This window comes from Rhodanobacter sp. IGA1.0 (genome assembly GCF_040208325.1).
GTDB classification, from domain to species: Bacteria; Pseudomonadota; Gammaproteobacteria; order Xanthomonadales; family Rhodanobacteraceae; genus Rhodanobacter; species Rhodanobacter spathiphylli.
The window spans coordinates 270505-295801 of record NZ_CP157948.1; the positions used below are offsets into that span (position 1 = coordinate 270505).

Genomic DNA, 25297 nt, shown 5'->3' on the forward strand with positions numbered 1-25297 from the left:
CGGCCGGCCACGGTGTAACGCTCGGGTTCATCTGCGATGTGCGGGGGTGGGTGCTGCCCGGATGGGACCCTGCGCCCCTCAAGGCGGCTCGTCGCCACCCTGATCGCCCTTGTCCGTCGGCGCGCAGCCAGGTTTCACCGCGTCAGCCCGGAACATCCACCATTCACGGCGGTTGGCGTGGCCGACATGGATCGCGTGCTGGCGATCCACGCAGTCGCCCATTGCCTGGTCGAGGCTGAAGATCCAGCGCCTCGACGCATCCTGCCGCAGCCAGGCCACGGCATCGACGTATTGCTGCGGCCAGGGCTTCAAAAAGCCGAACTCGGCCACCGGCCCCTCGGCCATCAGCAGGTTCTGCTCCTTCCAGGCGAGCAGGCCGATCTCGGCCTGCGGTCCGGCGATGGAACGTGCCTGCAGCATCACGTCGCGGGCGGAGCGGTCGCCGTTGAGCATCGGATATCCCCACAGGCCGTAGATCCCCCACAGGACGCCGGCGAACAGCAGCCAGCCCAGCGGCGCGTGGCGTACGCGGGTGAGCGCCACGATGACCAGGCCGGCCACGCCGATCGCCAGCAGCAGCCACCAGATCCGCGCGTCCAGGCTTTGCTCGATCTTCACCGCCCAGGCCGGGTGGTGATGGATCGCCAGCGCGGCCGCCGCCGCGAGCGTCGCGGACAACAGCAGGGTCAGTGCGAACACGGCGAGCCGCACGCCGCGTCGCCGCAGCACGCCGGGCAGCAGCGGCGCCAGTGCCAGCGCCATCATCGGCAGGGCCGGCAGGATGTAGACGTCTCGCTTGCCCGGGCTGAACGAGAAGAACAGCACGATCAGCACGATCCACCCCAGCGGCAACAGCAAGCGCGCATCGCGCCGCTTCAGTCGCCGCCACCAGGCCGGCAGCGCCCATGGCAACAGCAGCGACAGGGGCAACCAGTCGAACGCGATGATGCCGAGGAAATAGAACGGCGAATGGATGTGTCCGGTGGGCGTGGCATAGCGATGCACGGTCTGCCCGAACAGGATGTTCTGCACGTACTCGGCGTGCTGCGGATCGCCGTCGGCACGGGCCACCAGCAGCATCGGCAGCAGCCAGCCCAGGATCGGCACCAGGAACAGCGCCAGTCCGCCGGCCCAGCGCCAGCCGCCCGCGGGCAGGGCCAGTGCGCGCCAATGGCCGCGCCGGGCGATCAGGTAGGGAACCAGCATCAGCAGGGCCAGCACGCCGACGCCCTTGGTCGCCACGCCCAGGCCGGCAAAGAAGCAGCCGATTGCAAACCAGCGCCACGACGGCCCCAGCAGGAGGTGGCGCAACAGGCCGTAGTTGGCCAGCGTCATCCAGCCCAGCAGCAGCGGGTCGATCTGCGCGTTGCGCATCTGGTAGGTGAAGTGGATCGTGACCAGCAGCGTGGCCGTGGCCAACAGGGCGCTGCGGTGGTTCCACAACCGTCGGGCCAGGTCGTAGACCAGCGCCAGTGCACCCAGCGCCGCCAGCAGGGACGGCAACAGGAAGGCCACGCGCCAGCTGCGGGTAAGGAAGTAGGCGAGCGCCTGCAGCCACATGAACACCGGCGGCTTGTCCGGATAGAGCTCGTGACCGCGGTGCGGGAACAGCCACTGGCCGTGCTCGACCATCCAGCGGGCGACCAGGGCGAAACGCGGCTCGTCCGACGGCCACGGATCGCGCAGGCCCAGCCCCAGGCCGAGCAACAGCAGGGCGAATACGCCGAACAGCAGCATTTCGATGCGCGCATCGCGCAGCCACAGCGGGCGCGCGCTCGACAGGGGCACGGGGGGCTTCATGACGTCGGGGTATCCGTCAGCAGTGCGAGGGGCGCGGCAAGCATAACGCGCCGATGTCGGCGGCGGCGTGAGTCACGATCTCAGTGCCGTTTCTGCAGCACGGCGTAATACATGCCATCGAGGTCGCCGTCACCGGGCAGGATCTGCCAGCCGGTCGCGGCCGGCTGGCCGGCGGGCAGGCTGAAGGGCACGACCTCGGCGTCAGCCCGGGTCGCCAGCAGCTCGCCCACGATCGCCTCGTTCTCGGCACGCAACACCGAGCAGGTGATGTAGACCAGCCGCCCGCCCGGCGCCAGCAACGGCCACAGCGCGGACAGGATGCGGCGTTGCTGCGCGTGCATCGCGGCGATGTCGCTTTCGCGCCGGTGCAGGCGCACGTCGGGGCGACGGCGCAGCACGCCGGTGGCCGAGCAGGGCGCGTCGATCAGGATGCGGTCGAACGGCTGGCCTTTCCACCATGCTTTGGGTGCGCCCGCGTCGCCGATCACCAGCTTCGCATCGAGGCGCAGCCGCATCAGGTTCTGGCGGATGCGCTCGGCCCGCGGGGCGTCGAATTCCAGCGCGGTGAGGTCGATGTCGGCGCGTTCGAGCAGATGGCAGGCCTTGCCGCCGGGCGCGGCGCAGGCATCGAGCACGCGCAGGCCGTCGCGCAGGTCGGCGAGGTCGGCGGCCACCTGGGCGGCGCCGTCCTGCACGGCGAAATGGCCGTCCTCGAAGCCGGGCATGCGGGTGACGTCGCCGCTGTGCGGCAGCACCAGTGCGTCGGTGAGCCAGGGATGCGCTGCCGCTTCGTAGCCGGCCGCGCGCAACTGGCCGATCAGCGCGTCGCGTTCGCTGCGCTGGCGGTTGACCCGCAGCATCAACGGCGGTTCGCCGTTGTCCGCGGCCATCACGGCTTCGGCCTGTGCGGGCCAGTCACGCTGCAATGCGTCGGCCAGCCACTGCGGATGGGCGTGGCGGGTCTGCGCCTTCGCGTCGAGCCTGGCCAGCAGGCTGCTGCGTTCGCGCTGCCAGCGGCGCAGCACGGCGTTGGCCAGGCCGGCCAGTTGCGGCCGCTTCAGCGCCCGCACGGCTTCGACCGTGGCGGCCACCGCGGCGTAGTCCTGCAGTTCCAGGATTTCCAGCTGGACCAGGCCGAGCACCAGCAGCGCATGCACGGCCGGATCCTTGTGCCGCAGCGATTTTTCCAGCAGGCCGTCGACGGCAGCGTCGAAACGCAGCCACCAGCGCGCGCCCTCGCTGAGCAGCGCCATCAGCAGGGCGCGATCGCGTGGATCGGCCAGCTTCGGCGCGTCGCGTTGCATGACCTCGCGCAGCGAGGCGCCACGCAGGGCGATTTCAGCCAGTCCCCTGGCGGCCAGTGCGCGGGTGTCGACCTTCATGGCAGGCGCCGCAGTTCGGGCCGGGCATTCAGATAATCGACCGCCCCGATGCGCTTGCCGCCGGCGCGTTGCACGGCGGTGATGCGCAGCGCGCCGGTGCCGCAGGCCAGGTCGATGCCCAGCCGCCCCGCGCCAAGCACCTCGCCGGGTGGCGCCTGATGATCCTGGGCGATCGCCTGCGCGGCCCATACCCGCAGCGTCTCGCCGGCGATCTCGCCTTCCGCCACCGGCCACGGGTCGAACGCCCGCACCTGTTGTTCCAGGGCGATCGCGGGCCGGCTGAAGTCGAGCTTCGCCTCGGCCTTGTCCAGCTTGTGCGCGTAGGTCACGCCCGCTTCGGGCTGCGGCGTGGCCGGCAGGATCTCGCCGGCCAGGGTGCGGCGCAGGCCTTCGGCCAGCGCGTCGGCACCGAGCTGCGACAGCCGGTCATGCAGCGAGCCGCCGGTGTCGTCGCGACTGATCGGCGTGCGCCGTTGCAACATCACCGGGCCGGTATCCAGGCCCGCTTCCATCCGCATCAGGTCGACGCCGCTCTCGGCGTCGCCGGCCAGGATCGCGCGCTGGATCGGCGCCGCGCCACGCCAGCGCGGCAGCAGGCTGGCGTGCACGTTCCAGCAACCGAGCCGCGGGATCGCCAGCACCTTGCGCGGCAGGATCAGGCCGTAGGCGACCACCACCAGCAGGTCCGGCCGCCAGGCCGCCAGCGCCTGCTGCACCTCGGCGGACTTCAGCGACTCGGGCTGTTCGACCGGGATGCCGGCGGCCAGCGCGGCCTGCTTGACCGGACTGGGGGTCAGCTTGCGGCCCCGTCCCGCGGGACGGTCGGGTTGCGTATAGACGGCCACTACCTCGGCGCCGCTGTCGCGGCAGGCTTCAAGGCAGGGCACGGAAAAGTCGGGTGTTCCGGCGAAGACGATGCGCAGACCCCGACGATCAGGCTCGGCGCCGCTCAAGCACCGACCGCCTGCTTGCGGTGCTTCTCCAGCCGCTTCAGCAGCAGGCTGCGTTTCAGCGGTGACAGGTAGTCGACGAACACCTTGCCTTCCAGGTGATCCAGCTCGTGCTGGATGCACACGGCCAGCGGGCCTTCGGCCTCGATGACGATGTCCTTGCCGTCCACGTCCTGGGCCTGCACCCTGACTGCCAGCGCGCGGGTCACGTCGGCGTACAGGCCGGGGAAGGACAGGCAGCCTTCCTGATAGACCTGCGAGCCGTCCTTCTCGACGATGCGGGCGTTGATCAGCACCAGCGGCTGGTTGCGTTCGTCGCTCATGTCGGCCACCAGCACGCGCTGATGCACGTTGACCTGGGTGGCGGCAAGACCGACGCCGTTGGCGGCGTACATGGTTTCGAGCATGTCGGCGACGAACTGCTTCAGTTTCGCGTCGAACACGGTCACCGGTTCGGCGCGGGTGCGCAGGCGCGGGTCGGGGAATTCAAGAATGGACAAGACGGACATGATTTTTACCTCGGCGCCGAAAATGCGGGCGATTTGGTAAAAAGCCACCCTCGGAGCCATCTAGAATGTGTCTCATTGTACGTCGGCAAGCATCCGAGTGCAGACGATTTTTGCCAACTCGCACCTGTTGCGCGGGTTAACCATTCGGTTACACTCGACCGAGCATCTGGGGAAGGGGGATTCCCACCAATGATCAAGAAAATTATCGTGTTGCTGACGGGCATGCTGGTCACCGTGGCGGTCTATGCCGCGGGAGCGCAACTTCGCGCCGACCACCCCGACAGCTACACCGTTCGCCGCGGCGACACCTTGTGGGCAATCTCCGCCAAATTCCTCGCCAAGCCGTGGCTGTGGCCGGAGATCTGGCAGGCCAACCCCCAGGTGCGCAACCCGCATCTGATCTATCCCGGCGACGTGCTGAACCTGTCCTTCATCAATGGACCCCGCGTGGGCCTGCAGCCCAGCGTCCATCGCGAAGGCGACGCAATTCCCGCCATTCCCCTGTCCGAACTGAAAATGTTCCTCAAGGAAATGCGCGTGATGGATTCGAATGCGGTCAGTTCCGCGCCTTACGTGGTGGGCCTCGAAGAGTCCCGTTTGCGTGGTGCCGTCGGCCAGAACCTGTACGTGCGCGGCCTGCAGGGCGAGCCCGGCCAGCGCTGGGCCATCGTGCGGCCGAGCCACGTGTTCCGCGGCTTCAACCAGGATGACGCCTCCAGCGCCGACCTGGTCGCCCACGACATGGACAGCAACGCGGCGATGGTCAAGGCGCCGTGGAGCGAGGATTCGCGCAACGACGGCCATTACGGCAAGGGTGACGACCTCGGTGTCGAAGTCAGCGTGATCGGCACCGCCGAGACGCTGCGCACCGGCGATCCGGCCACCCTGCTACTGCTCAACGCGACCCAGGAAGTGCGCAGCGGCGATCGCATCATGCCGATCGACGACAAGCCGTACGACGCCTACTACTACCCGCATGCGCCCAAGTCGGTGCCCGCCGATGCCAAGGTGATCGGCTTTGCCGATGCGATGGCCGCCGCCGGCCCCCGCCAGGTCATCATGCTGTCGGTGGGTGCCCGCGACGGAATCGACAACGGCAGCACGTTCACGATCTTCCAGCCGGGCGAGACGATCCACGACGATGTGGCCAGCAACAGCATGAACCGCGGTTTCGGCGAGACCGTCAAGCTGCCCGACGAGTACGTCGGCCACGTGATGGTGTTCCGCACCTTCGACCGGGTCAGCTACGGTCTGGTGATGGATGGCCTGCGTCCGGTGAGCATCGGCAGCCGGTTGACCGCGCCGCAATAAGCGCAGCGGCATCTTCCTACACGACGGCGCGGTTACCACCGCGCCGTTTTCTTTGCCGGGTGCTCCGTAAACTCGACGCATGACCAGGGACGATCTGCAGGAACAACGCGCGTGGCTGATCGCCCTGCGCACGCCGGGGCTTGGGCCGGGCGGGCTGCGGGCCCGGCTGGATGCGGCCGGCGGAGACATGCATGCCGCGCTGGCGCAGTTGCAGCGCCAGGCCACCTCACTGGGTGAGCCTGCGCAAGCCTGGCTGGCCCGGCCCGATGCCGCGCTGCTGGATGCGGACATGGCCTGGCTGGCCGGGCCGGCCCATCGCCTGTTGCGCTGCACGGACGCAGACTTTCCGCCCCTGCTGGACGACATCCCGCAGCCGCCGGCCGCGCTTTTTGTGGTGGGCGACAGCGACCTGTTGCTGTATCCGCAGGTGGCGATCGTGGGAGCCCGCAGCGCCAGCGCCAAGGGGCTGGCTCATGCCCGGGCGTTTGCCACGGCGCTGGCCGACGCCGGCTTCGCGATCACCAGCGGCATGGCCGACGGTGTCGACGGCGCCGCCCATGCTGCGGCCCTCGATGCCGGCGCCAGGACGGTGGCGGTGATCGGCACCGGGCCTGATCGCGTCTATCCCCGCAAGCACCATGCGCTGGCCCGGCGGATCGCGGCCCAGGGCGCGATCGTCAGCGAGTTTCCGCCCGGCACGGCGGCGCGCCCCGATCACTTCCCCCGCCGCAACCGGATCATTTCCGCGCTGGCGCTGGGTACCCTGGTGGTCGAGGCGGGGTTGAAGTCCGGTTCGCTGATCACCGCCCGCCTGGCGGCCGAGCAGGGTCGCGAGGTGTTCGCGCTGCCCGGTTCCATCCATGATCCGCTGGCCCGCGGATGCCACCAGTTGATCCGCGACGGCGCCCGGCTGGTCGAGACGGCGACGGAAATTGTCGAGACATTGGCGCCTGCAGCGCGCATGCTTGGCGGCCAGCTGGCTGCCCGGCTGGACTCGGCGGGGTCGGATGATGCTGATCCGCGAGCCGTCGGAACCTCGGGAATCGATCGTTCCGGCACTTGTGGCGATCCGGATTATCGGCGGCTTTTGACGGAACTTGGTCATGCACCGGCGACGTTGGACGAACTTGTGCAGCGTACCGGGCAGTCTGCCGGCGCGCTTTCGTCGATGCTGCTGATGCTGGAACTGGAGCGACGCGTCGAGAGCCTGGCAGGCAACCGCTACCAGCGCCTGCCCGACGGCTGAGCCTCGCCGGCGTGGCTCGGCCCCGCGCGGCGGGCTTGACAGCCGCCGGCGGCGCGTGGTTTCAACTATATATATGTCCGGCACGGAAGCGCCGGTGGTTCACTTTCGGATATCCCGCTTCATGGCAAAAAACCTGCTCATCGTCGAATCACCGGCCAAGGCCAAGACGATCAACAAATACCTCGGCAAGGATTTCCAGGTCCTCGCCTCCTACGGTCATGTGCGCGACCTCAAGCCGAAGGAAGGCGCGGTCGACACCGAGCACGGCTTCGCGATGACGTACGAGGTGATCGAGCGCAACCAGAAGCACGTCGACGCGATCGCCAAGGCCGCCAAGCTGGCCGACGACATCTACCTCGCGACCGACTTGGATCGCGAAGGCGAGGCGATCAGCTGGCACATCAGCGAGATTCTCGGCGAGCGCGGCCTGACCAAGGGCAAGCAGTTGCACCGGGTGGTGTTCTCCGAGATCACGCCGAAGGCGATCAAGGCGGCGGTGGCCGCGCCGCGCCAGCTGTCGCACGACCTGGTCGACGCCCAGCAGGCGCGTCGCGCGCTGGACTACCTGGTCGGTTTCAACCTGTCACCGGTGCTGTGGCGCAAGGTGCAGCGCGGGCTGTCCGCCGGCCGCGTGCAGTCGCCGGCGCTGCGCATGATCGTCGAGCGCGAGGAGGAGATCGAGGCGTTCAAGGCGCGCGAATACTGGACCGTCGAGGCCCAGCTGAAGCATGTCGACGGCGACTTCAGCGCGCGGCTGTCGCGCCTCAACGGCAAGAAGTTCGAGCAGTTCGACCTGACCAGCGAAACCGCTGCGCATGCGGCCCGCGAGGCGCTGAAGGCGGCCGCCCGTGGTCGCCTCGTCGTCAGCGAGGTCAGCTCGAAGGAGCGCAAGCGTCGCCCGGCGGCTCCGTTCACCACGTCCACCCTGCAGCAGGAAGCCGCGCGCAAGCTCGGCTTCACCACCAGCCGCACGATGAAGGTGGCGCAGGGCCTGTACGAGGGCGTGGCGCTGGGCAGCGAGGGCAACGTCGGCCTGATCACCTACATGCGTACCGACTCGACCATGCTCGGTGACGACGCGATGGCCGAACTGCGCCAGCTGATCGCCCGCGACTTCGGCGGCCACGCATTGCCGGATGCGCCGCAGGTCTACAAGACCAAGTCGAAGAACGCGCAGGAAGCCCATGAGGCGATCCGCCCGACCTCGGCGATGCACACGCCGAAGTCGGTGGCTGCGTTCCTCAACGACGACCAGCGCAAGCTGTACGAGCTGATCTGGAAGCGCACCGTCGCCTGCCAGATGATCCACGCCACCCTGAACACCGTGTCGGTGGAGTTCGCCCTGCCGGACGTCGCCGGCGGCGATGCCTCGTTCCGTTCGACCGGCACCACGGTGGTCGATCCCGGCTTCCTCGCGGTCTACGAGGAAGGCCGCGACCAGAAGAACGCCGATGACGACGACGAAGGCCGTCGCCTGCCCCGGCTGGAGAAAGGCGAGGCCGTGCCGTTGCACGAGATCGTCGCCGACCAGCACTTCACCGAGCCGCCGCCGCGCTACTCCGAGGCGAGCCTGGTCAAGGCCCTGGAAGAACACGGCATCGGCCGTCCGTCGACCTACGCCAGCATCATCCAGGTGTTGCAGAACCGCGAGTACGTGTACCTGGACAGCCGCCGCTTCAAGCCCAGCGACGTGGGTCGCGCGGTCAGCAAGTTCCTCACCCAGCATTTCACCCAGTACGTCGACTACGACTTCACCGCCAAGCTCGAGGACGAGCTCGATGCGGTCAGTCGTGGCGAGGAAGCCTGGGTGCCGCTGATGGAGCGCTTCTGGAAGCCGTTCAAGCAGCAGGTCGACGAGAAGGCCGAGTCGGTCGACCGCAGCGAGGCCACCGGCGCGCGCGAACTGGGCACCGATCCGAAGACCGGCAAGCCGGTGTTCGTGCGACTGGGCCGGTTCGGGCCGTATGCCGCCATTGGCGACAAGGACAGCGAGGAGAAATTGCAGTTCGCCTCGCTGCGTCCCGGCCAGAGCATGCACACCATCGAGCTGGCCGAGGCGCTGGAGCTGTTCAAGTTGCCGCGCAAGCTGGGCCAGGCGGAAAACGGCGACGAGGTCAGCGTGGCGATCGGCCGCTTCGGGCCGTTCGTGAAGCAGGGCAGCACCTATGCCTCGCTGAAGCCCGAGGACGACCCGTACACCATCGAGCTGCCCCGCGCGCTGCAGATCGTCCAGGAAAAGCTGGAAATGCTGGCGAACCGGCTGATCCTCGATTTCGGCAACGGCGTGCAGGTGCTGAACGGCCGCTACGGCGCCTACATCACCGACGGCGAGAAGAACGCGCGCATTCCCAAGGAGCAGGAGCCGAAGGAACTGACCGAAGCCCAGTGCCTTGAGCTGCTGGCCGCGGCGCCGGTGCGCAAGGGCCGCTTCGGCAAGAAGACCGCGAGCAAGAAGGCGGCCGCGAAAAAGGCGGCTCCGGCCAAGAAAACGGCGGTGAAGAAAACGGCGGCGAAGAAGGCGGCGGTGAAGAAGACTGCGAGCAGGAAAGCCGCGACCACGAAGACCGCGACGAAGAAAACCGCCACGAAAAAGACGGTCGCGAAGAAGACCGCCGGCGATGGCGCCGAGGCCTGAGTGCTGCAGCGTTTCACGCTCGCCGACCTGGATGCCGCCGCCGCGCTGCTGCACGGCGGCGGCGTGCTGGCATATCCGACCGAGGCGGTCTTCGGCCTCGGCTGCGATCCGCATGACCGGGTCGCGTTCGAGCGATTGTTTGCGCTGAAGCAGCGCCCGCCGACCCAGGGCGTGCTGCTGATTGCGGCGGACTTCGGCCAGGTGGAGCGCTACATCGACCGGGCCTCCGTGCCGCAGGCGATGTTGCAGCAAGTGCTGGCCAGCTGGCCGGGGCCGTACACCTGGATCTTCCCGCGTTCGGCCGAAGTCCCCGACTGGGTGGCTGGCAACCATGCCGGCATCGCGCTGCGGGTGACCGCGCACGAACCGGCAGCGGCGCTGTGCCGCGCCTACGGCGGTGCGCTGGTGTCGACCAGCGCCAATCCCCACGGCCAGCCGCCGGCGCGGGGGGCCGCGCAGGTGGCGGGCTATTTTGGCGACGCGCTGGACGGCGTGCTGGAAGCCCCGCTGGGCGGCCAGCTCAGCCCAACGGTGATTCGCGACGTGCTGTCGGGCGCTATCATCCGCGGCTGAGCGTGCGGGGGAGCGCATGCCAGGCAGGTCGGGTCGAACCGTCGCGGATCTGCGCGACCGCGTTCACGTCGCTGTTCACATGGCCGCGCGATGCTCGCGGGCGCAACGTATCGAAGATCAGGGAGACAGCAGTTTGGTTATCGTCCACGACCCGCGCCAGCGCGAGCTTTCGCCGTTGCTTCCCCTGCTGGTGGCCGCCGATCCGGCCCGGGTGGTGGCCTGGCGGCATGGCCAGGCGATCAGCGCGGCGCATTTCCTGGCCGATGTCCGGGCGGTGGCGGCCTTCCTGCCCGACGCGACGGCCGCGGTGAACCTGTGCGAGGACCGTTACGCCTTCCTGGTGGCGTTCTGCGCGGTGGTGTTGCGCGGCCAGACCAACCTGCTGCCTTCCTCGCGCGCGTCGCAGGCGGTGGACGAGGTGATGCGGGCCCATCCGGGATGTCATGCCCTGGGCGAGCAGCGGCTCGATCCGCCGCCGCCGAACTATCGCCAGCTGCCGTCGTTCGACGCGCTGCCGCCTGCCCAGGTCGAGGCCGGCTGGCCCGCGATTCCCGCCGATCAGGTGGTGGCGATCGGCTACACCTCCGGCTCCACCGGCGTGCCCGGGGCGAACCGGAAGACCTGGGGCAGTTTCCACGCCAGCAACGCGGGCAACCTGGCGCGGTTGCATGCCACCGTCGGCGACCGCTTCGAAGTGGTCGCCACGGTGCCGCCACAGCACATGTACGGGATGGAGATGTCGGTGTTGCTGCCCCTGCTGGGCAATGTGGGTGTGCACACCGGCCGTCCGTTCTTTCCCGGCGATGTCGCGGCGGCGCTGGCCACGGTGCCGCAACCGCGGGTGCTGGTGACCACGCCGGTGCACCTGCGTGCGCTGATCGAATCGGGCATCGGCCTGCCGCCGATCGCGGCGATGGTGTCGGCCACCGCGCCCTTGCCGATCGAGTTGGCACGGGCGGCCGAGCAGCGCTTCGACGCGCCACTGCTGGAGGTGTTCGGCTCCACCGAAACCTGCGTGTTCGCCAGCCGCCGCCCCACCGTGGACGAGGACTGGTCGCTGTATGACGACGTGATCCTGCACCCGCAGCCCGATGGCACCGCGATCGAGGCGCCCCAGCTCGGCGCGCCGGTCACCCTGGCCGACATCGTCAGCCTGTCCGGCGGCGGTCGTCGCTTCCGCCTGTGCGGTCGGCATGCGGACATGCTGGAAATCGCCGGCAAGCGTGCCTCGCTGGCCGACCTCACCCGTCGCCTGCTGGCGATCCCCGGCGTGCGCGACGGCGTGGTGTTCCAGCATGGCGACGGCGATGCGCTCGGCGTGCACCGGATCGCCGCCCTGGTGGTCGCGCCCGGACTGGACGAACAGGTCATCCTCGATGCCCTGCGCCGGGCCATCGACCCGCTGTTCCTGCCGCGCCCACTGAAGCGGGTCGACGCGCTGCCGCGCAACGAGACCGGCAAGTTGCCGCGAGCCGCCCTGCTGGATCTCCTGCAAGCCCGCGACTGAACGCCATCCATGCCTCACGGCGATCCCGCCGCAGCCGTTACAATGCGCCGCTGCGTCGTGTGGCGTGCGGGAGTGCAGGCATGAAGGTTCTGGTGATCGGCAGTGGCGGGCGCGAACACGCGCTGGCGTGGAAGCTGCGGCAGTCGGCGCAGGTCGACGAGGTGATCGTGGCCCCCGGCAATGCCGGCACGGCGCGCGAGCCGGGCGTGCGCAACGCCGATGTGGCGATGAACGACATCGACGGACTGCTGCAGCTGGCTAGGCGCGAGAAGATCGGCCTGACCGTGGTCGGCCCCGAGGTGCCGCTGGTCGCCGGTGTGGTCGACAAGTTTCGCGCCGCCGGCCTGCGCATCTTCGGCCCGCGCGCGATCGCCGCGCAGCTGGAAGGCTCCAAGGCGTTCGCCAAGGATTTCCTGCAGCGGCACAACATTCCCACCGCGCACTACGCGGTGTTCACCGAACTGGCTCCCGCGCTTGCCTACGTGCGCAAGCAGGGCGCGCCGATCGTGATCAAGGCCGACGGTCTGGCCGCAGGCAAGGGCGTGGTGGTGGCGCTGACCCTGGCCGATGCCGAACTGGCGCTGCACGACATGCTCGGCGCGCACAGCTTCGGCGACGCCTCGGCGCGGGTGGTGATCGAGGAGTTCCTGGACGGCGAGGAAGCCAGCTACATCGTGATGAGCGACGGCAGTCATGCCTTGCCGATGGCCTCCAGCCAGGACCACAAGCGCCGCGACGAAGGTGACCTCGGGCCCAACACTGGCGGCATGGGCGCGTACTCGCCCGCGCCGGTGGTCACGCCGGAAGTCGAGCAGCGCATCCTGAAGGAAGTGATCGAGCCGACCCTGCGCGGCATGGCGATCGAGGGCGCACCGTTCATCGGCTTCCTCTACGCCGGCCTGATGATCGACAAGTCCGGCGCGCCGAAGGTGATCGAGTTCAACGTGCGCTTCGGCGATCCGGAAACCCAGCCGATCATGCTGCGGCTGAAGTCCGACCTGGTCGACCTGATCGACGCGGCGCTGGATGGCCGCCTGTCCACCACCACGGCGCGCTGGGATGCACGCCCCGCGATCGGCGTGGTGATGGCCGCCGGTGGCTATCCGGGTAGGGTGCGCCTGGGTGACGCGATCAGCGGACTGGACGCGCCCGAAGGCGGCGACGTGAAAGTGTTCCATGCCGGCACGCGGCTCGATGATGCCGGGCGCGTGGTCAGCGCCGGCGGCCGCGTGCTGACCGTGTGCGCGCTGGGCAAGGACATCGGCGCGGCTCGCGAAAGCGCCTATGCCGCGGTCAGCCGGATCCGCTATGACGGCGCGTTCTGCCGCCGTGACATTGCCCATCGGGCGCTGCACCGCGAGTGATCCTGCAGCCAGTACGCCGGCGCATGGTAGGCCATTGGATGGCTTGACTTTTCCGGGTCGCGTTTTTTGGGCTATGCTTGGAACTTCCCCCGCGTAAAAGTCGTGGCGCCGAGCGCCTGAACGGACACGTGCCTGATTTCACGCTTGAAGAGGTTTCCCCGATGCGCAAGACGGTTTTGTCGCTGATGTCGGTTGCTGCACTGGCCCTGGCCGGTTGCAACAACGCTTCCAATTCGTCCACGCAGGCGGACTCCGCCGGTCCCGCTTCGGCGAACACCGCGGGCGCCGTGGCGAAGACGCCCAGCCAGGTGAGCGGAACGATTTCGCTGCGTGCCGGCTCGCCGACGCCGTCGGACAAGGCCAGCCTGGTGCTGAACCTGGTCGACGTGTCCTCCAACGCGGTGGGTTCGGCGCCGCTGGCGAGCAAGACCTCGCCGGCCGGCACGTTCCCGCAGTCGTTCACGCTCAGCTTCAACCCGGCTGACGTGAAGCCGAACGACCTGTACGTGATCCAGGCCACCATCACCGACGGTGATCGCCAGTACACCATGCCGATCCAGGCGCCGGTGCTGGCCAAGGGCAGCAACAACGACGCGGTGGCGATCCAGTTGCAGTCGGAGCAGACCCCGTCGGAGAAGCTGCTGGCCGAATTCGGCGAGGTCAAGGCGCAGATCGGCGGCATGAAGATCAGCCATGGCACCAAGCTCGAGGCCAATGACTCGCGCGGCTGGCAGCTGTTCCGCCAGGCCGGCGAAGTGAAGTACATCCGCGAGGAAGTCGACTACGGCGACAAGGGCTACACCAGCACCGACTATGCCTACAAGAACGGCAAGCCGTGGGTGATCGTGCAGGAAACCAAGGCGAACCGCGACGGCAAGCCCAGCGCAACCGACCGGGCCGGCTGGAGCGAGGACGGCACCTTGGTGCTCAAGCAGCACCAGGTCGGCGCCGACGTGCAGCCGCTCGACGCCGCCGCTGCCGCCACCATGAAGAAGGACGCGCTGTCGATTCTCAGCCTCGCCACCGGCGGCAAGAACAAGTAAGCCGTCCGGACGTCCAAAAGAAAAGCCGCCGGGAGACCGGCGGCTTTTTTGTGCCTTGCGAAAACTCGGAGCCTGTGAAGAAACCCACTTCCTGTGGTTTTCTTCCATCGCAAGTCCGGTACATGCCGGGACGTGCTCACGTGAATCCGTCATTCGCGTGACCGATCCACGTCCGGCCATCGGGCAACTGCTCCTGCGTTGCCTCAACTCGGGCATCCATGCCCTCGCCATGGCCGGGCTCCGGGGTTGAAAAAAAAACACAACCTCTCAGAACTTGATCCGGAAGCCCATGTTGAAGGCGTTGTAGCGCTGGCTGGTATCGCTGAAGCGGGCGTTGTAGCCGATCCAGCTGGTGACCTTCGGGGTGAGCTGGGCGGACAGGCCCAGGTCGGCCGTGCCCCAGGCCTTGTCCGGAATGAAGCCGACCATCGAGAACGAGCCGTTCATGCTGTTCAGGCCGGTGGTGACCGCGCGCACGGAGTCAGCCTTGCTGTCGCGCGTCCAGGCCAGTTCGGCATAGGGCGACATGACCAGGTTGGCCACCTGCCACTGACCCTGCAGTCGCCAGCCGATGCTGCCCAGCAAGGCGCGGCGGCGCTGCTTGCCGAACCACATGGCAGTGGCGTCGCTGCCGATCTCGGCGTAGCCGTCGACCTTCGCGTCCTGCCATTCGAGGCTGGCAAACGGGCCGGTGCGGATGTCGTCGAAACTGAACCACCAGCCGCCGTTGATGTTCGCGCCCAGGTGCGAACCGTCGGTGTTGCCGACTTCGCTGATGCGCGCCGCGCCGACCTGGAAATTGCGTTCGATGTGCTTGAAGTTGGACTGGCCGTAATGGACGATGCCGCCCACGTAGCCGCCGCCGGCCTGCCACGTCACGTAGCCGAGGCCCGAGTAGTCGACCAGGTGGTAGCCACCGCCGCCGTTCATGTGCGCGGTGTCACGGGCGATGCCCAGCGCCACGCCGGCGGACAGGTTCTCGTTGACCCGCACGTCGTAGCCCAGCGTGAAGTGCGCGTTGTCGCTGTTCACCGACGGCGAGCTGGGGCTGGCATCGAAACGCTGCTGGGCGTAGTCGATGTTGACGAAGGCGCGGGTGCCTTCGCCCAGGCTGTCCTGCAGGATCTGGTTGTGCAGGGCACGGCCGTAGGCGCTGATCGCGGACAACGGCGCTTCGCCGAGCAGGGAGATCTGTTGCGGCGCGGCCAGTTCGGACGACACGACCTGGCCGAGCATCCGGTGCGCGGCGGTCGTGGGGTGGACGCCGTCGGCGAACAGGTAGTTCTGGTCCGCGCCGGCGGCGACCAGAGTCGTGCCGTCGCAGTCGTGGGAGCTGGACGTGGTGCAGGCAGGCGTGGTGACGTTCACGAAACCGTACTTGCCCGGATCGGCCAGCACCTGGTCGAACAGCGCGTAGGCATTCACCGCCAGCGTGTGGTCGCCCAGGCCGGCATTGAGGATCTGGTTGTAGGACTGCGACACGTCGGTGAGCACGCCGCTGATGCCGGGCACCAGCGCCTCGTTCGCCCGGGCCGACGGGGTGGCGCCGATGTTGGGCAGGTTGAACACCACCAGGTGTTGCGCGCCAGCCTGCTTGAGCTGGTTGATCAGCGCCACTTCCTGGGTGGCTGCGGCGTTGATGTTCGTCGTCGCCTGCTGCAGGGTTTCGCCGTAACCGGGGATGACCACGCCCACACCGTACTGGGTGGAGTGATAGAAGATGTCGTTCGCGCCGCCCCAGATCATGTACAGGCTGTGCGGATCGGCCCTGGCGCCGTTGGCCAGATAGCCGTTGACCTGCTGGGTGATCGTCTGGATCTGCGGTGCGGGATCGCTGTTGGTGGTGACGCCGGCGCCGCCGTAGGCGTAGTCGCTGCCGCCCAGTCGGGACGGCTGCAGGTCGAGGCCCAGCTGGTCGGCCACGTTCTGCACGGCAACCTGGCCGGGATTGGTGGTGAACTTGTCGTAGGCGCCGGCGGTGTTGGGCAGGTTGCCCGCATCACTGAGGCTGTCGCCGAACACCACGACATGGTTGAAGGTGGAGCGATCGGTGGCCTGCGCGGCGTTGGCCAGCAGCATGGCGGCGGCGATCGCGCCGGCCAGATGACGTGTGCGAAGCATGCATGGACTCCTGGAGTAGCGGCCCCGGCAGGGGCCGCGTAGATATTCACTAAAGTAACGGAAAGCCTGCGGCTGCACCATCGACGTCAGTTCTTGCGGGCTTTCGCGAAAGCGTCCGCGAAGGCGCCGCTGGCGGGAGGCGGCGTGGGCATGGGCAGTCCTGCGCCACGGCTGGGCGAACGGCCATCGCGTGGTCCGCGGCCGTCCGCTGCGCCGGCGCCGCGTTCGCGCGTCTGTCCGGGCTCGTCGTCCAGCCGCATGCTGAGGCCGATGCGCTGGCGCGGCAGGTCGACCTCCATCACCTTCACCTTGACGATGTCGCCGGCCTTCACCGCGTCGCGCGGGTCCTTGACGAAGGTATGCGACAGCGCCGAGACATGGACCAGGCCATCCTGGTGCACGCCGATGTCGACGAAGGCGCCGAACGCGGCCACGTTGGTGACGCGGCCCTCGAGGATCATGCCCGGCCGGAGGTCCTTCACGTCCTCGACGCCTTCGGCGAAACTCGGCGCCACGAACTCCGGGCGCGGGTCGCGGCCGGGCTTCTCCAGTTCCTTCAGGATGTCGCGCACGGTCGGCACGCCGAACTTCTCGTCGGTGAACTGTTCGACCTTCAGCCCGCGCAGGAAGCCGGTGTCGCCGATGATGTTGCGCACCGCGCGGCCGCACTGGGCGATGATCCGCTCGACCACCGGATAGGCTTCCGGATGCACCGAGCTGGCGTCCAGCGGGTTGTCGCCGTTCGGCACGCGCAGGAAACCCGCGCACTGCTCGAATGCCTTGTCGCCCAGCCGCGGCACTTTCAGCAGCGCCTTGCGGTTGGCGAACGGACCGTTGGCGTCGCGGTGCTTCACCACGTTCTCGGCGACGCTGGCGCTGAGCCCGGCGACGCGGGACAGCAGGGCGGCCGAGGCGGTGTTGACGTCCACGCCGACGGCGTTGACGCAATCCTCGACGCGGGCATCCAGCGCCCGGGCCAGCTTGATCTGGTTCACGTCGTGCTGGTACTGGCCCACGCCGATCGCCTTCGGCTCGATCTTCACCAGTTCGGCCAGCGGGTCCTGCAGGCGGCGGGCGATCGACACCGCACCGCGCAGGGTGACGTCGAGGTCGGGGAATTCCCTGGCGGCGGTTTCGGACGCCGAATACACCGAGGCGCCCGCCTCGCTCACCACGATCTTGGCGATGGTGTGCGAGGCGTCGGCCTTGGCCAGGCCCTTGATCAGTTCGCCGGCCAGCTTGTCGGTCTCGCGCGAGCCGGTGCCGTTGCCGATCGAGATCAGGTCGACGCGATGCTGCTTGCACAGCCGCGCCAGCGAGGCCAGCGATTCGTTCCACTGCCGCTTCGGCTCCAGCGGGTAGATGGTGTCGGTGGCGAGGACCTTGCCGGTGGCGTCGACCACGGCGACCTTGCAGCCGGTGCGGATGCCGGGGTCCAGCCCCATCACCGTCTTCGCGCCCGCCGGGGCGGCCAGCATCAGGTCCTTCAGGTTGTCGCCGAACACGCGGATCGCCTCGTCCTCGGCGGCCTCGCGCACGCGGCCGAACAGGTCGAGGGTGAGGTGCAAGTGCAGCTTCACGCGCCAGGTCAGGCGCACGGTTTCGCGCAGCCAGGCATCGGCGGCGCGGCCGCGGTTGTGGATGTTGGCATGTGCCGCCACGCGGCCCTCGGCTTCGGCGTGGCCCTGCTCGCTGTCGGCGGCAGGTGCCAGTTCGATCTCGATCACGCCTTCGTTGCGGGCGCGCATCAGTGCCAGCAGGCGGTGCGAGGGAATCTTGCCGATCGGCTCGACGTGGTCGAAGTAGTCGCGGAACTTCGCGCCCTCGTTCTGCTTGCCCTCGACCACGGTCGCGCGGATCTGCCCCTGCGTCCACAGCCAGTCGCGCAGCTCGCCGACCAGGTGGGCGTCTTCGGCGATCGATTCCATCAGGATCGCGCGGGCGCCATCCAGCGCCGCGCGCACGTCGGCGACGCCTTTCTCCGCGTCGACAAAGGACTCGGCGAACGCTTCCGGGGTCAGCGTGGGATCGTCGCGCAGGCCCAGCGCCAGCGGTTCCAGCCCCGCCTCGCGGGCGATCTGCGCCTTGGTGCGGCGCTTGGGCTTGAACGGCAGGTACAGGTCTTCCAGCCGCGCCTTGGTGTCGGCGGCGAGCAGGTCGGCCTTCAACGTGTCATCGAGCTTGCCCTGTTCCTCGACGCTGGCGAGGATCGCCGCGCGGCGTTCTTCCAGCTCGCGCAGGTAGCGCAGGCGTTCCTCCAGCAGGCGCAGCTGGGTGTCGTCAAGGCCGCCGGTGACCTCCTTGCGGTAGCGTGCGATGAACGGCACGGTGGCGCCGCCGTCGAGCAGTTCGACCGCGGCGCGGACCTGAGCGGTGCTGGCGGCGATATCGGTGGCGATGCGTTGTTCGATGCTTTGCATGAGCGACTTTCGATTCCTTGCAACGGCGCGTGGCGCCGGATAAACGGGACTGACCCCCGATGATAACAAGTGACCCCGAGGGTGCTGCCCGCCAAACAAAACGGCGCCGCGGATCGACCGCGGCGCCGCTGCCGTGCGATTCAGCCCGGGATCACGCGTTGAACGAGTTGTTCTTCCTGGCGGCGGGCGCGCCGTTGAACTCGCTGGCGCGGCCGTTCAGCACCAGGGTGCCGCAGATCATGTCGTGCAGGCCCTGCTTGCGCTGGGTCCAACCGGCCATCAGGAAGCCGACGCCGAGGATGATCGCGCTGAGGAACTTGGCGAAATAGCGGCCCAGTGCCTTCAGGAAGCTGATCCGGTTGCCGTCCAGATCGGTGACCCGGATGCCCAGCGCCAGCTTGCCCACCGTGCCCTGCCAGGCCGAGCTTTCGCAAACCACGAAATAGAGGATGCCCACCACCATGATCAGCAGCATCGCCGGCCACATCGTGCCGTAGTAATGCGCATTGGCGGCCATCATCGCGTCCGGGTTGCCGGCGCCATCCAGGATCGCCTGCTGCAGCGCGGCCTTCGCCGCGGTGCCACCGAACGCCTTCTCGATCAGTACCTGCGGGATGTACAGGATGATCGCGTCGAGGATGTAGGCGGCGAAGCGCTTCCAGAAGCCCGCATAGTCTTCCAGCGCGGCGGCCGTGGTCTGCGGCAGCAGCGGTGCGGCAGGCGCGGCGTACGGATTGCTGCCCGCGGCGGCTGCAGGGGGTGCCGCGCTTACCGCGTCGGGAAACAGCACCGACAGCGGCTGCCAGTCGGCGAGGCCTTCGTACCAGGCCAGGTCGGCCGGGCTGACCTGGCCGCTGCGCAGCCACTGGCGCACGTCTTCTTCCTTGTAGGGGCCATGTCGTTCACCGTCGCGGCCGATCCAGATTTCCATTGCGCACTCCCCATGCTGGTCAAAGTGGGCATGATGCCATGACCGGCCGCGATTGCCGCAAGCTCAGGCCGCGTTGCGGCGCTTCAGGTGCACCAGCAGCAGCGAAATCGCGGCGGGCGTCACGCCGCTGACGCGGGCGGCCTGGCCGACGGTGGCCGGCAGCGAACGCTTGAGCTTCAGCAGCACTTCGGCGGACAGCCCGCGCACCTTGTCGTAGTCGAACCCGGCCGGGATCGGCAGGTGCTCCTGGCGTCGCTGGCGCTCGATCTCCTCGCGCTGGCGCTCGAGGTAGCCGGCGTACTTCACCTGCACCTCGACCTGCGCCACGACGTCCTCGGCGGTCAGCGTCGGCCCCAGTTCGGCGACCTCGGCAAGCCTAGCGTAGTCGAGTTCGGGACGGCGCAGCAGGTCGGTCGCGCTGGTCTCGCGGGTGACCGTGATGCCGAGCTGCCGCTGCACGGCCGCGCCCAGCGCATTCGTCGGCGAGATCCACAGCGAGCCCAGCCGCTGCAGTTCGCGCTCCACCGCGTCGCGCTTGGCGCGCAAGGCATCGAAGCGCGTCTGCTCGACCACGCCCAGCTCGAAACCCCGTTCGGTGAGGCGCAGGTCGGCGTTGTCCTCGCGCAGGTGCAGCCGGTATTCGGCGCGCGAGGTGAACATGCGGTAGGGCTCGATCGTGCCGTTGCTGGTGAGGTCGTCGATCAGCACCCCGATGTACGCCTCGTCGCGACGCGGATACCACGGTGCCTTGCCCTGCACGGACAGCGCCGCGTTGAGGCCGGCGATCAGGCCTTGCGCCGCGGCTTCCTCGTATCCGGTGGTGCCGTTGATCTGGCCGGCGAAGTACAGGCCGGGGATCGCCCTGGTCTCCAGCCACGGGTTCAATCCGCGCGGGTCGAAGTAGTCGTACTCGATCGCGTAGCCGGGGCGGGTGATGTGGGCGTGCTCGAAACCCCTGATCGACTGCACCAGGGCCAGCTGCACGTCGTACGGCAGCGACGTGGAGATGCCGTTCGGATAGATCTCGAAGGTGTCCAGCCCTTCCGGCTCGATGAAGATCTGGTGCGAGGACTTCTCGGCGAAGCGCACTACCTTGTCCTCGATCGACGGGCAATAGCGTGGACCCACGCCCTCGATCTGGCCGGTGTACAGCGGCGAGCGGTCCAGCGCGCCGCGGATGATCTCGTGCGTGCGCTCGGAGGTATGCGTGATCCAGCAGCTGACCTGGCGCGGGTGCTCCTCGCGCGAGCCGAGGTAGGAAAACACCGGTGCCGGCGTGTCGCCGGGTTGCTCGTCGAGACCGTCGAAATCGATGCTGCGCAGATCGATGCGCGGGGGCGTGCCGGTCTTCAGCCGGTCGGCGGCCACCGGCAGTTCGCGCAGCTTTTGCGCCAGCGTGCTGGCCGGTGGATCGCCCGCGCGGCCGCCGGCGTACTGCGCCTGGCCGATGTGGATCTTGCCGGCGAGGAAGGTGCCGGCGGTCAGTACCACGCTGCGGGCGCTGAAGGTGAGGCCCATCTGGGTGACCACGCCGCAGACGCGGCCGCCCTCGATGATCAGGTCGTCCACCGCCTGCTGGAACAGTTCGAGGTTGGGCTGGGTCTCCACCATGTAGCGGATCGCCGCCTTGTACAGGGCGCGGTCGGCCTGGCAGCGGGTGGCGCGCACGGCCGGACCTTTCGAGGCGTTCAGGGTGCGCCACTGGATGCCGGCGCGGTCGGCCGCATGCGCCATCGCACCGCCCAGCGCGTCGATCTCCTTGACCAGGTGGCCCTTGCCGATGCCGCCGATGGCCGGGTTGCAGCTCATCTGTCCGATCGTCTCGATGTTGTGGCTGAGCAGCAGGGTGCGCGCGCCCGTGCGGGCGGCGGCCAGCGCGGCTTCGGTGCCGGCGTGGCCACCGCCGATCACGATGACGTCGTAACGGGTCGGGTGGTGCATCAAACTGACCTGAGCGTGCAAAAAGTGACGAAACGGGGCGACATGGTAACGCCATCAAGGGTTTGAGCGCCCGACCCGACGGATGGCACGCTTCCTGCTTTGAATACGGCAGCACTTTCCAGGGCAGACGCTGCGCGACTACGCGCGCCGAGATCGAACTGACAGGGGTTCGATCGCGTACCGGGAAAGGAAGCAAGACGGCACCCCTCGGGGTGCCGTCGTCTTTTGTGCCATCCGAACCGCTCTGATGCCTCCGGATCGACCAAATGACGAGGCCCCGCGGTGGTGGCCGCGGGGCCTCGTGCTTTTAGATCTGGCGCTCGGCGGTCTCAGGAACAGGGGGAATCCAGGATGACCGTATTGCCGAACGCCAGAAACCGGAAATTCGCTGAAACGAAAGCAGCGTCTGCCGTCTCGTGGTGCGGGTCGATATTCACCGAAAATGCGTGAACAAAGGGTGACTGAAAAGGAGTTTTGTGTCCGATCACGGCAGCTGATGACGTGCTGCGTCAGTCGTGTGATCCATGCCCGGAAAAACTGTGATGCACATCACACATGGCATGGCGGTTGCATCCATTTCGCTACCAACCACGAAGGGGATATGTCATGGACATGAGCTTCGATTTCCAGCCCGTCTATCCGCATCATGACCTGCTGGTCGAACTGGGTCAGGTCGAAATGGACATCGACGAGCTGTACGACCGCAATGACAGCGAGCGTGACGCGCTGCAGCCCGACCTGGAATCGCGCATGCAGAGCCTGCTGGACGCGCTCGATCATCTGGCCGTCTGAATGAAAGACCCCGCCCACGTGCGTGGTGACACCACCACGCACCGCAGGGCGAGATACCGGGGCAGCCCCACTGCGCGGCACCCCGTCGACGGTCAGTGATTCAACACGCTGCCGATGATTTCGGCGAGGTTGCGGGACAGCCCGCGATGCGCCGCCAGCTCCACGATCACCGTACGCGCCGCCTCGCGCCGCCGCGACTCCAGCCGCTGCCAGCCATTGAATGCCGTGGCCAGTCGCGCCGCGACTTGCGGATTCAACGCATCCAGCGACACCAGGCGCTCGGCCAGCAGGCGATAGCCGGCACCATCGATGCGATGGAAGCCGCTGGGGTTGTTGCGCACGAACGCGCCCAGTAGCGACTGCACCCGGTTCGGATTCTTCAGCGTGAACGCGTCGTCGCGCTCCAGCAGTTGCACGCGCTCAAGCGCGGGCTCGCCCGGCAACTGCGCCTGCACCGCAAACCACTTGTCCAGCGCCAGCGCATCGCCGGCATGACGTGCGCGGTATTCGAGCAGGGCCGTGGACGCCTGCGGCGCGCCACCGCGCACCAGCACGGACAGCGCGGCGAGGCGATCGGTCATCCCCGGCGCGTCGCGGAACTGTGCAGCCGCCAGTTCGGCCGCGCCGTCACGGTCCAGCAAAGCCAGCAATTCCAGCACGCGGCGCTTGAGCCTGCGACGCGCCTGGCTGACGGCATCCAGCGCGATGCTGGTGTGCGCGGCCAGCGCGGCGTAGCGCTGGCGCAGGGCGTCGGCGCCCAGGCGCGCGGCCAGCCGCTGCTGCAGTTCCTGGCGCAACTGGTGAATGCGCTGCGGATCGATCGCCGACTCGCGCTCGGCCAGTTCCACCTCGCCCGGCGGGGTCAGCAGGTCGGCCAGCAAGGCGTCGTCGATCGTGGCGTTGCCGAACAGCGAGGCCAGCGCATCGCACCAGGCCAGCAAGGCGTCGGACGCGTTGCCGTCGCGCAGGTTCTCGTAGGCGCGCGCCGCCAGTTGCTGGCCGGCTTCCCAGCGGTTGAAGCCGTCGATGTCGTGGGCCAGCAGCAGGGCCAGCTCGTCCGGCGCGTAGTCGCACTCCAGCACCACCGGCGCGGAAAAGCCCCGCAGCAGCGACGGCACCGGCGCGGTGACCACGTTGGTGAACACGAAGTCCCGCTCGGCCTGATCCAGCACCACCACCATCTCGTTCGATGATCCGGACGTCTGGCCGTCCAGATGCAGGGGCAGCATGTCGCCGTGGCGGGTGAACAGCGCCAGCTTCACCGGGATCGGCAGCGGCGGCCGTGCCTCGGCGCCGTTGCCGCCAGGCGCGCGCTGGCCCAGGCTCAGCGTGTAGGTATGCGCGGCTGCGTCGTACTGGCCGTGAGCCTTCAGTCGCGGCGTGCCGGCCTGGCCATACCAGGCCAGGTACGGGGTGAGGTCGGTGCCGTTGGCTTCGCCCAGCGCGGCGAGGAAGTCCTCGATCGTGGCGGCGCGGCCGTCGTTGCGCTCGAAATACCGGTCCATGCCGCGACGGAAGCCGTCCTGACCCAGCGCACCGGCCAGCATGCGCACCAGCTCCGAGCCCTTCTCGTAGACGGTGGCGGTGTAGAAATTGTTGATCTCGCTGTACTGCGCCGGGCGCACCGGATGCGCCAGCGGGCCGGCGTCTTCGGGGAACTGGGCGCGACGCAGCAGCGACACGTCCTCGATCCGCTTCAGCGGCGCCGAGTTCATGTCGGCCGAGAAGCTCTGCTCGCGGAACACGGTGAGCCCTTCCTTCAGGCTCAGCTGGAACCAGTCGCGGCAGGTGACGCGGTTGCCGCTCCAGTTGTGGAAATACTCGTGGGCGACTACCGCTTCGACGTGGCGGTACTCGTCGTCGGTGGTCGAATCCGGATCGGCCAGCAGGCACTTCGCGTTGAAGATGTTGAGGCCCTTGTTCTCCATCGCGCCCATGTTGAAGTCATGGGTGGCGACCACGTGGAACACGTCCAGGTCGTAGTTGCGGCCGTAGGCCTGCTCGTCCCAGCGCATCGAGCGTTCCAGCGCGTCCATCGCGTAGTGGCAGCGGTCGATCGCGTCGGCCTCGGCCCAGATCTTCAGCTGCACCGCGCGGCCGTCGGCGGTGACGTAGTCGCGCTCCAGCACTTCAAGCCGGCCGGCGACCAGGGCGAACAGGTAGCTCGGCTTGGGATGCGGGTCGACGAAGCGCGCCCAGTGCCGGCCGCCCTCGAGCTCGCCGGCGCCATCCGGATTGCCGCCGGCCAGCAGCACCGGGAACCGCTCGCGATCGGCACGCAGGGTGACCGTGTAACTGGACAGTACGTCGGGCCGGTCGGGGAAGAAGGTGATGTGGCGGAAGCCCTCGGCCTCGCACTGGGTCAGCAGGAAGCCGGCCTCGCGCGAGCCGGACAGGTACAGGCCTTCCAGCGCGGTGTTCGCCGCCGGGCGCAGCCGCACACGGGTCTCCAGCACGCTGCCGTCGTGGGCGCCGTCGACTTCCAGCACGTTGCCGGCGTAGCGGTAGGCGGTGGCCGGCAACGGCACGCCATCGAGGCTGATCGACAGCAGTTGCAGGTTTTCGCCGTCAAGGCGCAGCGGCGCATCCTGCGCGGGGTCGCGGCGCAGGCGCAGGCGCGAACGCAGTTCGCTGGCGTCGATGCCAAGGTCGAAATCCAGCTCGACCGTCTCCACGCGCCAGGCTGGCGCACGGTAGTCGCAAAGACGGATCAAGGCCGGGGCGGCTTGCTCGGGGAGTGCATGCATGGGGGAGAGATGGGGCGTGGGGAAC

Annotated in this window: 17 protein-coding genes; 8 read left to right on the top strand and 9 right to left on the bottom strand. The window is 68.2% G+C overall.

Features of this window, described 5'->3' with window-relative positions:
- Positions 1–78: 78 nt before the first annotated feature.
- The 4 genes from ABNK63_RS01190 to def form a co-directional block, all read right to left on the bottom strand.
- On the bottom strand, positions 79–1800 hold the full coding sequence (locus ABNK63_RS01190) for a glycosyltransferase family 39 protein (protein ID WP_350016456.1): 1722 nt from the start codon (positions 1798–1800) through the stop codon (positions 79–81).
- Between the two features lie 80 nt (positions 1801–1880).
- Complete coding sequence (gene rsmB / locus ABNK63_RS01195; protein ID WP_350016457.1) at positions 1881–3182, bottom strand: 16S rRNA (cytosine(967)-C(5))-methyltransferase RsmB; 1302 nt, start codon at positions 3180–3182, stop codon at positions 1881–1883.
- A complete protein-coding gene (gene fmt / locus ABNK63_RS01200) occupies positions 3179–4105 on the bottom strand; it encodes a methionyl-tRNA formyltransferase (protein WP_157582224.1) in 927 nt (308 codons plus the stop codon). Before fmt ends, rsmB begins: the two co-directional genes overlap by 4 nt.
- A 26-nt stretch (positions 4106–4131) precedes the next feature.
- Positions 4132–4641, bottom strand: coding sequence for a peptide deformylase (gene def, locus ABNK63_RS01205; RefSeq protein ID WP_350016458.1), 510 nt, complete (start codon positions 4639–4641; stop codon positions 4132–4134).
- Between the two features lie 189 nt (positions 4642–4830).
- On the opposite strand from def, the gene ABNK63_RS01210 reads away from it, so the two are divergent.
- The 7 genes from ABNK63_RS01210 (at position 4831) to ABNK63_RS01240 (ending at position 14320) form a co-directional block, all read left to right on the top strand.
- Positions 4831–5952: a LysM domain-containing protein gene (locus ABNK63_RS01210; protein ID WP_007808658.1), complete on the top strand. Its 1122-nt coding sequence runs from the start codon at positions 4831–4833 to the stop codon at positions 5950–5952.
- A 79-nt stretch (positions 5953–6031) separates the two neighbouring features.
- Complete coding sequence (gene dprA, locus ABNK63_RS01215) at positions 6032–7198, top strand: DNA-processing protein DprA (protein WP_350016459.1); 1167 nt, start codon at positions 6032–6034, stop codon at positions 7196–7198.
- Between the two features lie 121 nt (positions 7199–7319).
- Positions 7320–9833, top strand: a complete 2514-nt coding sequence (locus tag ABNK63_RS01220; RefSeq protein ID WP_350016460.1) for a DNA topoisomerase I — start codon at positions 7320–7322, stop codon at positions 9831–9833.
- Positions 9834–10406, top strand: a complete 573-nt coding sequence (locus ABNK63_RS01225; protein WP_007808661.1) for a Sua5/YciO/YrdC/YwlC family protein — start codon at positions 9834–9836, stop codon at positions 10404–10406.
- 133 nt (positions 10407–10539) lie between these two features.
- Complete coding sequence (locus ABNK63_RS01230) at positions 10540–11913, top strand: AMP-binding protein (protein WP_350016461.1); 1374 nt, start codon at positions 10540–10542, stop codon at positions 11911–11913.
- Positions 11914–11993: 80 nt separating this feature from the next.
- On the top strand, positions 11994–13277 hold the full coding sequence (gene purD / locus ABNK63_RS01235; protein ID WP_007808663.1) for a phosphoribosylamine--glycine ligase: 1284 nt from the start codon (positions 11994–11996) through the stop codon (positions 13275–13277).
- Positions 13278–13438: 161 nt separating this feature from the next.
- Positions 13439–14320 carry a YbaY family lipoprotein gene (locus ABNK63_RS01240; protein ID WP_350016462.1) on the top strand — a complete coding sequence of 294 codons (882 nt, stop codon included), beginning with the start codon at positions 13439–13441 and terminating at the stop codon, positions 14318–14320.
- Positions 14321–14587: 267 nt separating this feature from the next.
- Here the strand turns inward: ABNK63_RS01240 and ABNK63_RS01245 are convergent, their stop codons facing one another.
- From ABNK63_RS01245 to mnmG, 4 genes are all read right to left on the bottom strand, one after another.
- Complete coding sequence (locus ABNK63_RS01245) at positions 14588–16441, bottom strand: autotransporter domain-containing protein (protein ID WP_007808665.1); 1854 nt, start codon at positions 16439–16441, stop codon at positions 14588–14590.
- 86 nt (positions 16442–16527) lie between these two features.
- Positions 16528–18861: a Tex family protein gene (locus ABNK63_RS01250; RefSeq protein WP_350016463.1), complete on the bottom strand. Its 2334-nt coding sequence runs from the start codon at positions 18859–18861 to the stop codon at positions 16528–16530.
- A gap of 151 nt (positions 18862–19012) precedes the next feature.
- Positions 19013–19792, bottom strand: coding sequence for an RDD family protein (locus tag ABNK63_RS01255; protein WP_007808670.1), 780 nt, complete (start codon positions 19790–19792; stop codon positions 19013–19015).
- A gap of 63 nt (positions 19793–19855) precedes the next feature.
- Positions 19856–21733, bottom strand: a complete 1878-nt coding sequence (mnmG, locus tag ABNK63_RS01260) for a tRNA uridine-5-carboxymethylaminomethyl(34) synthesis enzyme MnmG (protein WP_350016464.1) — start codon at positions 21731–21733, stop codon at positions 19856–19858.
- 606 nt (positions 21734–22339) lie between these two features.
- On the opposite strand from mnmG, the gene ABNK63_RS01265 reads away from it, so the two are divergent.
- The gene (locus ABNK63_RS01265; protein WP_007808674.1) at positions 22340–22525 is read left to right on the top strand and encodes a hypothetical protein; all 186 of its coding nucleotides are present in this window, start codon (positions 22340–22342) and stop codon (positions 22523–22525) included.
- Positions 22526–22617: 92 nt separating this feature from the next.
- Here the strand turns inward: ABNK63_RS01265 and pepN are convergent, their stop codons facing one another.
- The gene (pepN, locus tag ABNK63_RS01270; protein WP_050981450.1) at positions 22618–25272 is read right to left on the bottom strand and encodes an aminopeptidase N; all 2655 of its coding nucleotides are present in this window, start codon (positions 25270–25272) and stop codon (positions 22618–22620) included.
- Positions 25273–25297: the final 25 nt, after the last annotated feature.